The 12,791-nt window shown below is 55.1% G+C and carries 13 protein-coding genes; 12 read left to right on the forward strand and 1 reads right to left on the reverse strand.

All coding sequences use genetic code 11. From position 1 onward, the window contains the following. Positions 1-8: 8 nt before the first annotated feature. The 9 genes from PHD44_RS02605 (at position 9) to PHD44_RS02645 (ending at position 9,104) form a co-directional block, all read left to right on the forward strand. Positions 9-671, forward strand: a complete 663-nt coding sequence (locus tag PHD44_RS02605; RefSeq protein ID WP_300187782.1) for a response regulator transcription factor — start codon at positions 9-11, stop codon at positions 669-671. Then, positions 668-2,020 (forward strand): ATP-binding protein, encoded by a 1,353-nt coding sequence (locus tag PHD44_RS02610; RefSeq protein WP_300187784.1) that lies wholly within the window; start codon positions 668-670, stop codon positions 2,018-2,020. The genes PHD44_RS02605 and PHD44_RS02610 overlap by 4 nt, the downstream gene beginning before the upstream one ends. A 310-nt stretch (positions 2,021-2,330) precedes the next feature. Further along, positions 2,331-3,452 carry a glycosyltransferase family 2 protein gene (locus PHD44_RS02615; protein WP_300187786.1) on the forward strand — a complete coding sequence of 374 codons (1,122 nt, stop codon included), beginning with the start codon at positions 2,331-2,333 and terminating at the stop codon, positions 3,450-3,452. Continuing rightward, entirely contained in the window at positions 3,449-4,297 is an 849-nt protein-coding gene (locus PHD44_RS02620; protein ID WP_300187788.1) for a phosphatase PAP2 family protein, read from the forward strand. Before PHD44_RS02615 ends, PHD44_RS02620 begins: the two co-directional genes overlap by 4 nt. Positions 4,298-4,408: 111 nt before the next feature. Further along, positions 4,409-5,674 carry a glutamyl-tRNA reductase gene (gene hemA / locus PHD44_RS02625; protein WP_300187790.1) on the forward strand — a complete coding sequence of 422 codons (1,266 nt, stop codon included), beginning with the start codon at positions 4,409-4,411 and terminating at the stop codon, positions 5,672-5,674. 75 nt (positions 5,675-5,749) lie between these two features. Next, positions 5,750-6,844: a peptide chain release factor 1 gene (gene prfA, locus PHD44_RS02630; protein ID WP_367182000.1), complete on the forward strand. Its 1,095-nt coding sequence runs from the start codon at positions 5,750-5,752 to the stop codon at positions 6,842-6,844. Positions 6,845-6,861: 17 nt separating this feature from the next. Then, positions 6,862-7,722 (forward strand): peptide chain release factor N(5)-glutamine methyltransferase, encoded by an 861-nt coding sequence (gene prmC / locus PHD44_RS02635; RefSeq protein ID WP_300187791.1) that lies wholly within the window; start codon positions 6,862-6,864, stop codon positions 7,720-7,722. A gap of 161 nt (positions 7,723-7,883) precedes the next feature. After that, entirely contained in the window at positions 7,884-8,306 is a 423-nt protein-coding gene (locus PHD44_RS02640; protein WP_298219900.1) for a hypothetical protein, read from the forward strand. Between the two features lie 36 nt (positions 8,307-8,342). Continuing rightward, positions 8,343-9,104 (forward strand): molybdopterin-synthase adenylyltransferase MoeB, encoded by a 762-nt coding sequence (locus PHD44_RS02645; protein ID WP_300187793.1) that lies wholly within the window; start codon positions 8,343-8,345, stop codon positions 9,102-9,104. 4 nt (positions 9,105-9,108) lie between these two features. Here the strand turns inward: PHD44_RS02645 and PHD44_RS02650 are convergent, their stop codons facing one another. Next, entirely contained in the window at positions 9,109-10,152 is a 1,044-nt protein-coding gene (locus tag PHD44_RS02650; RefSeq protein WP_300187795.1) for a quinone-dependent dihydroorotate dehydrogenase, read from the reverse strand. Between the two features lie 198 nt (positions 10,153-10,350). Between PHD44_RS02650 and PHD44_RS02655 the strand changes: the two genes are divergently transcribed. The 3 genes from PHD44_RS02655 to htpX all read left to right on the forward strand — a co-directional run bounded on the left by PHD44_RS02655 (position 10,351) and on the right by htpX (position 12,779). Then, complete coding sequence (locus tag PHD44_RS02655; RefSeq protein WP_300187797.1) at positions 10,351-11,184, forward strand: GNAT family N-acyltransferase; 834 nt, start codon at positions 10,351-10,353, stop codon at positions 11,182-11,184. Between the two features lie 83 nt (positions 11,185-11,267). Continuing rightward, positions 11,268-11,678 (forward strand): hypothetical protein, encoded by a 411-nt coding sequence (locus PHD44_RS02660; RefSeq protein WP_300187799.1) that lies wholly within the window; start codon positions 11,268-11,270, stop codon positions 11,676-11,678. Between the two features lie 171 nt (positions 11,679-11,849). Next, the gene (htpX, locus tag PHD44_RS02665; protein ID WP_300187801.1) at positions 11,850-12,779 is read left to right on the forward strand and encodes a protease HtpX; all 930 of its coding nucleotides are present in this window, start codon (positions 11,850-11,852) and stop codon (positions 12,777-12,779) included. Positions 12,780-12,791 lie beyond the last annotated feature (12 nt).

Raw genomic sequence — 12,791 nt, forward strand, 5'->3', positions numbered from 1 at the left:
GGAGTGTCATGCGCATTTTATTGGTAGAAGACGATGCCATGATTGGCGAGGCGGTTTCCACAGCCCTGAAGGATGCCGCATACGCCGTGGACTGGGTACAGGATGGCAAAATCGCGCTGGCTACACTCGACAGCGCAGAGCATCAGGTCGTGTTGCTTGATCTTGGATTGCCCGGACAGGATGGTCTTGATGTGTTAAAGCGATTGAGGCAGGCGGGGCGCGACCTGCCGGTGATTATCATCACGGCGCGTGATGGCGTGGATGATCGTGTGCGGGGGCTGGATCTGGGGGCGGATGACTATCTGGTCAAGCCGTTCGACGTGAATGAGTTGCTGGCGAGGATGCGCGCGGTTATCCGTCGGCAGAGCGGGCAGTCTTCACCCATCCTCAGCAATGGTTATGTCGATCTTGACCCGGCGACTCGCGAGGCCACATGCAGCGGCGTCACTGTGTTAATGAGTGCGCGCGAATTTGCCTTGCTTCATTCGTTACTGTTGCGACCGGGACAGATTCTGACACGGGCAGAACTGGAGGAGCAGATATACGGCTGGAATGAGGAAGTCGAAAGTAACGCGATTGATTTTCTGATTCATGGCGTCCGCCGGAAGCTGGGGGCGGGCGTCATCAAGAATGTGCGTGGCTCCGGTTGGCGAGTGGGTACGGCACCGTGACCCGATCATCTCAGGGACGTTCGGCAAGGAGACACTCAATCCAGATTCGTCTGTCGAAAATGCTGACAGTGGCCGTTCTCGTTACGGGGGTCATCGCTTCGCTTGCAGCGCTTTATTTCGCTTATGACGAGGCTCAGGAATTTCAGGATGACACTCTACGGCAGGTTGCGGCGCTCAGTGTCGACTTTCCGGCTTCAGGGCGAACCGTGCACCAGCAACTGGATACGGTCAGCAAGTCAGTAGAAGACCCCGAGTCATTGATCCGGATTTATCGCCTCCCTGATCGTGCGCGTCCTGCCTGGCTACCGGAGCGGATCGATGCAGGGTTACACACCTTGATGAATCCCGCTGGCCCGGAATCCATCCGGATATTTGTACGAGATACGGGCGGTGGATCACAGCTTGTTGTGGCTCAATCTACGGAGAGCCGCAACGAAATCGCATTGAACAGCGCCCTGCGCACCTTGATTCCATCTTTACTCATGCTGCCGATTCTCATCGGTGTCATTGCATTCATCGTGCGTGCTGAGTTGAAGTCGCTCAAACAACGTTCAAAGGATATTGACCTGCAGGCGGCTGAACGTCCGCAACCCGTGTCGGTGCAAAACTTGCCGGAAGAAGTGGTGCCGTTTGTCGAAGCCATCAATCGGTTGTTGGCGCGAGTGGATACAATGATTGCTGAACAACGTCGTTTCATCGCCGACGCGGCCCATGAATTGCGCACGCCACTGACGGCCCTTTCGCTTCAGGCACAGAATCTCTCTGCGGCCAGTTCTCCTGAAATGATGCGAGAACGTCTTGTGCCACTTAAGGCCGGAATCGAGCGGGCACGGAAGTTGACAGTGCAACTGCTTGATCTGGCCAGAATTCAGTCTGGCGAGGAATCCTGTCAGGACATCGATCTTGTTGCACTCGCGCGCCAATGGCTGGCTGAGTTCATTCCGCTGGCCGAAGCCCGACAGATTGATTTGGGCATGGATGAATCCACTTCGATACGTATTCAATCCAACGCACAAGCGCTTGGGCTAGTTATGCGCAATGCGTTGGAGAATGCGCTTAAATACACCCCCGCCGGTGGAGTCGTCACCCTCAGGTTACGAGCAGAGGCTGATGCTGTATCGATCGAAGTTGTTGATACCGGGCCGGGCATTCCAACCGAAAATCAGGTGGCTGTTTTCGCCCCATTCCATCGCCTGCAGGACGCATCGGAAGAAGGAAGCGGGCTGGGTCTGGCGATTGCCAGAGAGGCGGCCGGTAAACTCGGCGGGGCCGTGTCTGTCTCTAATAGAGTAGATGCCCATGGCCTGGTGTTTACACTCAGGCTGCCGCGTACGTTCAAAGGCCTATAAGTGGGCGCCTAGAAAAACCGTCACGAGCGGCCCGAGTGCAAGGCGGACGGAGCGCAGCGACTGAGACATATCAAATAGATAGGCGAGGGAGCGAGCACCGCCCAACGCAGCAATCGGGTCGCGCAGTAGGTTTTTCGAGATGCCCAAGTGGTTAACACCTGTCGCAACCGGTCCACGATGTCGCAGCCAAAGCCCGGTAATGCTTTCCGATGGCGCATTTATGCCTGAAATGGCTTAAAATCAGCCACCTTTTGTTTCAGACCCAACATTGTCGGGCCGTATTTAACGGTTTCGCTCAGGATATTTGCTCATGCCGCATCCAGAATCCCCTAAGTCTTCCGCTCCGATGAATTCAGAGCCGATAAACTCAGATGTGATGGGTTCGGTTCCAGTGGATTCGGCAACCTCGAAATCACATCAATCCGCCAGTCTGTCTCTGGTGGTCCCCGTGTTCAATGAGCAGGAAAACATCGCCCCCTTGATAAAGCGGGTGCATGAGGCCTTGGCCGACTACCCCGCACCGTGGGAATTGCTGCTGGTGGATGATGGTTCGAGTGATCGCACCGTGAAAATGATCGAGCAGGGCAGGGCGGCGTTCGGTTCGCATGTTCGACTGGTGCCACTGGCGCGCAACTTCGGCCAGACGGCGGCCATGCAGGCGGGTATCGACTTTGCCCGTGGCGAGGTGATCGCCACCCTGGATGGCGACCTGCAAAACGATCCGATGGATATTCCACGCATGGTGGATCGTCTGTTGCGTGAAGATCTCGATCTAGTAGCGGGCTGGCGCAAGAACCGACAGGATAATCTCTGGCTGCGCAAGGTCCCCTCCAAAATTGCCAATCGATTGATTCGACGGATTACGGGCGTCTCGCTGCATGATTATGGCTGCAGCCTGAAAGTGTTTCGTGCTGAAATCATCAAGGGCGTGCGTCTGTACGGTGAGATGCACCGTTTTATCCCTGCCTGGCTGGCGACTCAAACATCCCCCAGCCGGATTCAGGAGGAAGTGGTTGCGCATCATCCGCGTACGGCCGGTACGTCAAAATATGGTTTGTCGCGCACGTTCCGGGTCATTATCGATCTGATTTCGGTGTATTTCTTCATGCGCTTTTCTGCCCGCCCCGCGCATTTTTTCGGGATGCTGGGCATGGGTTTCGGTACGCTTGGCAGCCTGATCCTTGCCTATCTTCTGGTGCTGAAAATAATGGGCGAGCAAATTGGTGATCGGCCATTATTTATGGTCGGCATCATGCTGGTGTTGATTGCGGTTCAGATTCTGACCACGGGTGTTCTTTCCGAAATGTTGTCGCGCACATACTACGAATCCAAGGAAGTGAAGTCCTATCATGTGCGCCCGTCGGCTCTGACTGAACTTGAGGACGCCAATTGGTGTCAATCGAAATCACAACCTGATGAGCCTGCACGATGAACCTGTCAAAACACCCCATGACTTCGAACATGAACTTTTCTCAGTTGCCGGGTGTTCGTCTGGCCTGTGGTTTCGGTATGGCGGCATCGTTGGCCTTGATTCTTGTTGAGGCTCTGCCGGGTGCGCGTATGGCCATTTTCCATGCGTTCAATAATCTGGGGCCTTTGGCACCGGGCTTCTGGTCGGGGATGACCGCTCTGGCCGACACCTATCTGGCTCTTGGCTTGTTGTTGCCGTTCATGCTCTGGCGTCCGCGCCTGGGTGCCTTGCTGCTGCTTTCTGCGCTTATTGCGACCGCCATCACCCACTCGATAAAACCGATTCTTGATATACCCAGACCACCCGCCGTTCTGGCAGCTGATGCCATGCACCTGATCGGGCATCGGCTCGACCACGGCAGCTTTCCCTCTGGCCATGCCGTTACGGCGTTCACGTTGGCTGGACTATTGATTGTCGGCCTTCGTTTATCAGCCGGATGGTCTGCCGTGGTTCTGCTTGCGGCCGCTCTATTGGGCGTGTCTCGAATGGCCGTCGGCGTGCATTGGCCGACCGATGTGCTTGCGGGCGCTGTAATTGGCCTGATCTCGGTCATGTTGGCACAGCTTTGGTTGAATCGCTGGTCAAGTCTGAACCATGCGCGATGGCCGTTACCTGCGGGGATCGTTGTCACTGCGATCTGCGCACTGTCTTCGCCCTGGTTCAATGCCGGTTATCCCCTGGGTGAGTGGGCCAATTGGTCGGTCGCTGGATTGGGCCTGGTCGCCCTGTTCTGGGCATCGTTGCGCTACTGGCCGCAATACCGGAATCGGCAGCGCTTACCCTTGAATGACTTGGGTCGTAAATAATAAACCATGCAAATTTTTCCCGGTCATATTTCAGTGCTTACTTATATAATGGCTCGCTTGCAGTATCGTGCGGCTGCTCAATACGACTCCGACAGGCTATAATTCGCGTCTATGTCACTTATTGCGTTTGGTTTGAATCATAAAACGGCCCCGGTGGATGTGCGTGAGCGCATCGCCTTCGGGCCTGAGCGCATGTCTTCCGCGCTTGAGGGGCTGATTCATGGTTGTGGCGCGAAGGAAGCCGCCATCGTTTCTACCTGCAATCGGACCGAAATTTATACCCGTTCGGATTGCGTGCGGGAGAATCTGGTCGAGTGGCTGGCAGCGTTTCACCATTTGCCGCCGGAAGCCATTGCCCCTTATGTGTATGACCACCGCGATGAGCTCGCTATTCGCCACCTGATGCGCGTTGCCTGCGGTTTGGACTCCATGGTGCTGGGTGAGCCGCAAATTCTCGGCCAGATCAAGGATGCCTTCACCATCGCTCAAGATGCTCAGGCGCTGGGCCCCGTTCTGAGTCGGTTATTCCAGCACACCTTCTCGGTGGCAAAGCAGGTACGTACCGATACACAGATTGGTGCCAGCCCGGTGTCGGTGGCTTTTGCGGCGGTGAGCCTTGCCAAGCAGATTTTCGGTGATCTATCCCAAAAGACTGCCCTGCTGATCGGCGCAGGCGAAACAATCGAACTGTGCGCCCGCCATCTTCAGGGCAGTGGGCTCAAGCAGGTTATTGTTGCCAACCGGTCGATCGACCGCGCCCATCACCTGGCTGAACAGTTTGGCGGGCTTGCCATCGGCCTCACCGACATCCCGGCGCATCTGCACAAGGCAGACGTGGTTATTTCCTCAACCGCCAGCCCGTTGCCCGTACTGGGTAAAGGGGCGGTAGAGCAGGCACTCAAGCAACGCAAGCGCCGTCCGATCTTTATGGTCGACATAGCCGTTCCACGCGATATCGAGCCGCAGGTCAGCGATTTGCAGGATGTGTACCTGTATACGGTCGATGATCTCAAATCGGTCATCGACGAAGGTCAGAAATCCCGTGCAGCCGCAGCCGAACAGGCGGAAGAAATCATCACCCTGCAAGTCGGGCATTTCCTCGAATGGGTTCAGTTGCAGACGGGCGCGGAGCTGATCAAGTCCTACCGGCGCCAATCAGAGCAAACCCGGGATGATGTTCTGTTCAGAGCAAAGGCACTGCTGGCGGCGGGCAAATCTCCCGAGGAAACCCTGGATTACCTTGCGCACACCCTGACCAACCGGCTCATCCATCATCCCACCGTCGTGCTGCGTGAAGCCTGTGCCACGGGTGATCTGACCGCCGTTCATGCGGTTCAGAACGTCCTCGGTCTGGGGGGGGATTCCCCCTCGTCTTAGCTGGGTCGTATTTTCGATTGTCATCCTTCTTCCCGCTTGTCGGGATCTTGTTTCCCCTCTCTTGTTGAATGCTCCATGCTGCCATCCGCTCTGTTGAATCGCTTATTCGCCCTGTCCGAACGGTATGACGAGCTCAATGCGTTGTTGTCCGAACCGGAGGTAATCAACAATCAGGATCGATTCCGCAGCCTGTCAAAAGAGCATGCCCGTCTGCACGATCTCGTTGTGGTGCTCGACCGCTATCAGAAGGTGAAAGCCGATTTGCAGGCGGCCGAACAGATGAGCCGTGAATCTGACCGCGAGATGGCCGCGCTGGCCGTCGAAGAAATGAAGGAATTGCAGGCTGAAATCGAATCGCTGGATGAAGCGCTCAAAATTCACCTGTTGCCGCATGATCCGGCCGATGATGGCGATGTCATCCTTGAAATTCGAGCCGGCACCGGGGGGGATGAAGCCGCCATCTTCGCGGGGGATTTGTTGCGCATGTATTTGAAATACGCCGATACCCAGGGCTGGCGCACCGAAATTCTTTCCGAACAACCGGGCGAGCATGGCGGATATCGCGAAGTCATTGCCCAAATCAGTGGCGATGGCGTGTATGCGGCATTGAAGTTCGAATCCGGCGCGCACCGCGTACAGCGTGTGCCGACCACGGAAACCCAGGGCCGTGTTCATACCTCCGCCGCGACGGTCGCGGTGATGCCGGTCGTGCCGGAATCGGAGGCCATCACGCTCGATCCTTCTACCTTGAGAATCGATACGTTTCGCGCCTCAGGAGCCGGTGGGCAGCATATCAACAAAACCGACTCGGCGATTCGCGTGACCCACCTGCCGACCGGTATGGTGGTGGAATGTCAGGACGAGCGATCTCAGCACAAGAACAAAGCCCGTGCTTTAAGTGTATTGGCCGCACGACTGGCTGATGCAGAGCGGCAAAAAGCCCACGCGGAACAAGCAGCCACGCGCAAGGCACTCGTGGGTTCAGGCGACCGTTCCGAACGTATTCGCACCTATAACTTCCCGCAGGGGCGCGTAACCGATCACCGCATCAACCTGACGCTCTATCAGCTCGATCGAGTACTGTTGGGTGATCTTGATCCCATCATTCACCCGTTACGACAGACCGATCAGGCCGACCAACTGGCGGCGCTGGCTCAGGCACCGCTCTGATTGATGATGTGGATCACATGACCCACGAACAGGGCATTCCACTCGCCAAATTGATCGACGAAGCACGGGGCTTGCTCGGCGGTGATGCCGATGCGATGGTCGATATCCGAAGCCTGGTAACGCAATTGGCGGGTCTTGATCGAGCCCGTCAGTTGATGGAACCGGAGCGGCTATTGCCGTCAGCAATGGCTGATCGGTTGCGCAGCGCGTTCGAACGTCGTGCGGCTGGTGAACCGGTTGCCTATATCACGGGATTCAAGCCGTTCTGGCGCCATGAATTTCAGGTCACGCCCGCCACGTTGATTCCTCGCCCTGAAACCGAACACCTTCTGGAGTGGGCGCTGGAAAAAATCCCTTTAGAGCAGGCAATGACGGTCGCGGATCTCGGTACCGGTTCCGGCGTGCCTGCCATCAGCCTGGCGTTTGAGCGACCGCAGGCACAGGTTTTCGGTTGTGATCTGAGTTTCGAGGCATTACAGGTTGCACGTCAAAATGAACGGCGATTGCTGCCTGATTCAGCTTTGCCGATCAAGTGGCTTCAGGGTTCCTGGTGCAGTATGTTCAAACAAGAAAGTTTGGACGTGATTGTCAGCAATCCACCATACATCCGCCCGGATGATCCTCATCTCAATGTTGGTGACTTGCGCTTTGAGCCACAGACTGCGTTGGTCGCACAAGATGAGGGGATGGCCGATTACCGGCAGATCATCGCTCAGGCGACAACCCGGTTGAAGCCGGGCGGCTGGATTCTGTTCGAGCATGGCTATGATCAGGCAAAGGCCGTGGCCGAGTGTCTGGCGCAACATGGATTTGAATCTATTTCTCATCGAACCGATCTTGCCGGGCAGGAGCGAAACACCGCTGCACAGCGGCGTTGATTTGAGGTTTACTTGCTGATTGATGCCAGTGCGGCGGGCACATAGCGTCATCTAAGATTGGTTTTAGGTCATTTGAAGGTCACAAAATGCCAAAATTGCGTTAATCTGATTCCATGAGTTCAGCGCACCCCCTAAAAATTTCCGGGGCGCAGGAGTGGATGATGGACAGTTCCGAACGAATCAAACATCGTGAGATCACCTTTCGCGGGCCTCATCACAACGGGGATCAGGCGGCGGGTGCCTGCGCATTTGCCGTTCATCTAGACGGAGTGCAGGATGCACAACCCAAAAACCCTGCCTGCATGTGGGTCGAATATGACTTGCAAATGATCTGCCTCAAGGTTTTGCGGCGTCATCTGCAACTTGCGGGTTTTCATCTGGATGCTTCCCTGCTGAACAAGCTCAAAATCGCACTCATCGAGTATTCAGAAGAGAATCAGCGCGAAGCCATGGGTTTGGGGAACTGCCCCATGCCCAATCAGGTATTCAGGCCAACAGCGGAGCAGATTTCCGCTTGCCAGCGTTTCTCGCGTCACCAAGGCTCAACAGAGCGTGGCGATGATCCCTGGCAGCATTACCTTTAAGCCCTTCACAATCACGCTAATTTTTTGAAACAATAAATGAACGACGAGCAATTACTGCGCTATAGCCGCCATATCATGCTGCCTGAAATCGACTATGCGGGGCAAGAGCGTCTGCGCGGATCTCGCGTCTTGATCGCTGGTTTGGGCGGCTTGGGCTCGCCCGTAGCCTTGTATCTTGCGGCTGCTGGTGTGGGCGAGTTGGTGCTGGCTGATTTTGATGCGGTTGATTTGAGCAATCTGCAGCGACAGGTGATTCACGACACCGCCTCTGTGGGCTTGCTTAAGATTGATTCGGCTGCCCGGCGAATTGCCGCTATCAATCCGGATGTAAAACTTAGGCTTATTCACGACAAGCTTACAAAGGAGAACCTGCCGGAATTGCTGGCTGATGTCGATCTGGTTTGTGACTGTTCGGATAATTTCGCACTGCGTTTTGCGCTCAATGCGGCCTGTGTTGATGCTCAAAAACCGCTGGTTTCTGGTGCAGCGATCCGTATGGAAGGGCAGGTGACCGTGTTCGATACGCGACTGCCCGAATCGCCTTGCTACCACTGTTTGTATCAGGAAGAAGGAGAGGATGCGCTGCGTTGTAGTGAAACGGGCGTGCTTTCGCCGCTTGTCGGTATGATTGGTAGCGTGCAGGCCAGTGAAGCCATCAAGATATTGGCTGGCTTTGGTGACACCTTGGTAGGAAGACTCGCCCTGTTCGATCTCAAGCGGGCCGAGTTCAGAACGATTCGGTACCGCCGTGATCCCGATTGCCCTGTTTGTAAGAATCGCTCCACCCCTGCCCAATAATTCACTATTTAGTACTGCGGTCTCGATCCGCTGAAGCCAAAGCCTGTGCAATTTCACCAATCAGCCCCGGCCCGCGATAAATGAAACCCGTATAAAGCTGCAGCAGGTCCGCTCCGGCCTCGATCTTCTCCAGCGCCGCAGCGGCGCTATCGATACCACCGACGCCAATAATGGGGAAATCGGCTGGCAGCGTGGCGCGAAGCTGGCGGATGACTTCGGTCGAGGCCTTGCGAACTGGCCGGCCACTCAATCCACCCGCCTCGTCGGCATGCGGTAGGCCCGCCACCATGGCGCGATCGATGGTGGTGTTGGTGGCGATCACGCCATCCATGCCTTCATCAAGTAGAAGTCGGGCCATGGATTCGATTTCCTCACCGCTCAGATCGGGCGCGATTTTCACCACGATCGGGACTTGACGGTCGTTTTTCTGATCGAGTTCGTCCTTTTGTTTCTTCAATGCGGCGAGCAAGGGACCGAATTGATCCGCAGCTTGCAACTGGCGCAAATTTTTTGTGTTCGGGGATGAAATATTGATCGTGACGTAGTCGGCGAAACGATGGACTTCTCTCAGTCCGATCAAATAGTCATCGAGCGCGCGCTCGATCGGGGTATCGAAATTCTTGCCAATGTTCAGGCCCAGAATGCCTTTGCTGGTTCGATTTTGAACATTGTCGAGAAAGGTTTTAAGGCCATCGTTGTTGAATCCCATGCGGTTGATCAGCGCCTCTGCATCGGGCAGCCGGAACAACCGTGGTCGCGGGTTGCCGGGTTGGGCGCGTGGGGTGACGGTGCCGATTTCGATAAATCCGAACCCGAGGCACGAGAGGGCATCGATATGATCGCCGTTCTTGTCGAGCCCGGCCGCCAGACCGATTCGGTTAGGGAAGTTCAACCCCATGACGTCTACCGGACTTGAGGGAACCTTCCCGCGCGCGTAGGTGCACCAAGGTGTTTTGGCCGCCAGATCGAGCAGGGCAAATGTCAGTCGGTGGGCCGTTTCTGGTTCGAATCGGAACAGCAGGGCGCGAATCAATGGATAAAGATTCATAAGGGTGTGATCACTTGGCGTTGAAATGGCACCCAGTTTGCCGTGACCGTGTGCGGGGCGCAATCCAACCCCTCAAATTCCCTCTCGTGCATTCATCAAAATTTCACGTTCTTGTCAGCGTTGCGAAATAAACCGAACACGCTAATGACATATCCGCTGATTAAGTTGCATTACATATCAATCTAGGTGTGGTGTGTCATGGATTTGGATTGCAACAAAGCGTCTTCAACCAAGGGGCCGAAAAACAAAGCTGACTCAGATCGCCGACTACAAGTCGAGTTGGCGCTGAACCAAGAGCAGATCGATGCCTGCTTTCGTCTGCGCTATCGGGTTTTTGTTGAAGAATTGGGTGCAAAAATCGACTGCGCCCTGCCATTGGGGCTGGAAAGCGACCATTTTGATGACTATTGCCACCACATGCTGGTGCGGGATTTGGATTCCGGCGAAGCGGTGGCGTGTACACGCATTCTTACGGATACCCAGGCTCAGGTTGCCGGAGGATACTATTCTGCCAGAGAGTTTGATCTCTCCCGCTTAAAAGGTGTGGAAGGTCGTGTGATGGAAATCGGTCGAACCTGTGTCGACCCGGCTTATCGAAATGGCGCCACCATCGGCTGTCTTTGGTCTGGTCTGGCGCAATTCATGGAAATCAACCGGTTCATGTACCTGATGGGATGCGCGAGCATTTCTCTGGAAGATGGCGGAATCCAGGCCAATCTCATCATGGATCAATTACGTGATCGGCATCTCACGCCGGAATCGTTGCGGGTCGATTCCCTGCGTGCGCTTCCTCGTATGGAGCATGACACGGCTTTGCTCGCGCTGGAAGTCCGAATGCCCCCTTTATTGAAAGCCTACCTTCGTCTTGGTGCACAGATCGGCGGTGAACCGTTCTGGGATAAAGATTTCAAAACGGCGGATGTATTCATCTGGTTAGCACGGTCGAATCTTCAGCGACGTTATGTCCGGCATTTCATTCAGCGAAAACAGGATGGTGTGCTTGATTCAGTAAAACCACGTCAGGCGGCCTGAATCGCGCAAAGAGCCAGATGTTTATCGATCTTCCGCAAGATGGCGCTAAACTGAGCCGCTATTCATAACAGAGCGGCCTTCTTATGGACGAAGAGCTGATTTTGCCGATCAAGTCCAAAATCGATCCACAATTTGAGCGACAGTTACGCTTGTTTTTACAGCAAGCGGAATCAAAAATGCCGAATGTCAGTGAAGCCGAACTTCTGCGCGCGGCGGCGGGGCGGCGCGAAGATCAGCGGTTGGTGGCCGAATATGTCATCGGCATGCTCTGGTTGAGCTGGCGTTTCGATCGAGCGAATCAAATGTTGGATTCCGCCTTGGCCGTTGCCTCGGCATATATGTCGAGCGCCGATTATCTGAATCTGGTGCAAAAAGTTTCCCTGCTGAAGAACCTTCCTCTGTTCTCCGTGCCGCGACATGAGCGACAAACGCTGACTGATCTTCTGCAGGAGGCACGATTGGTTGTCTATCTGAAAACCGGGCGATTGTCTTGAGACCATCGGAGCACTTGCGCCTACGCCTCCAGATGTTATGCCAGGAGATGATATGCAAAGCTACTTGAAAAAAATCAAATGAACCAAACTTTAAGCTAGAGTGTTGATCTCACGCATCAGACTCTGAATGGGTCGCACGTGCTTTAACTTTTTGGAGAACGAATTCCTGCCATGAAACGAATTATTCTGTTTTTACTGACCAACCTGGCTGTCATGGTGATCCTGTCTGTCGCCTGGTTTGTCATCTCCAAGGTGTTCGGCCTTGGCGTGACAATGGATAAGGCTGGCATCAATTATGGCTCCACACTTGTACTGGCCGCTGTATTCGGCTTCGGTGGCTCCCTGATTTCGCTGATGATGTCCAAATGGATGGCCAAACGCAGCGTGGGTGCCGAAGTAATCGAGCAGCCCCGAAACGAAGCCGAACGCTGGTTGCTGCAAACCGTTGAGCGCCAGGCCAAGATGGCTGGAATCGGCATGCCGGAAGTCGCCATCTATGACTCACCGGAAATCAACGCATTCGCCACGGGTGCGAGCAGAAACAACGCGCTGGTCGCGGTATCCACCGGCTTGCTGGCCAATATGACTCGAGACGAGGCCGAAGCCGTATTGGGCCATGAGATTGGCCACGTAGCCAATGGCGACATGATTACCTTGACGCTTATTCAAGGCGTGGTGAACACGTTCGTTATCTTCTTTGCGCGTATCGTCGGTTATTTTGTCGATCGCGTTTTGCTCAAGAATCAGGGCGATGGGCCGGGTATCGGCTTTTATGTGACCACCATTGTGGCTGAAATCATCTTCGGGATTTTGGCCAGCATCATCGTGATGTGGTTCTCCCGCCAGCGTGAGTTCCGTGCAGACGAAGCAGGAGCCCGCTTTGCCGGTCGTCAGAAGATGATTGCGGCATTGGAGCGGTTGAAGTTGAATTACGACATGCCTGCACAGTTGCCAGCTCAGATGACTGCGTTCGGCATTTCAGGTCACCGTGGTTCGTTCGGTCGTTTGTTCATGTCACACCCACCACTCGATGAGCGCATTGCGGCCTTGCGTCACGGGCAATCCTCTGGCTTCGGAGCGCGTGCCGGTACGGTGCAGTAATACCCGGGTGAT

This window comes from Halothiobacillus sp. (assembly GCF_028710545.1).
Taxonomy (GTDB): Bacteria; Pseudomonadota; Gammaproteobacteria; order Halothiobacillales; family Halothiobacillaceae; genus Halothiobacillus.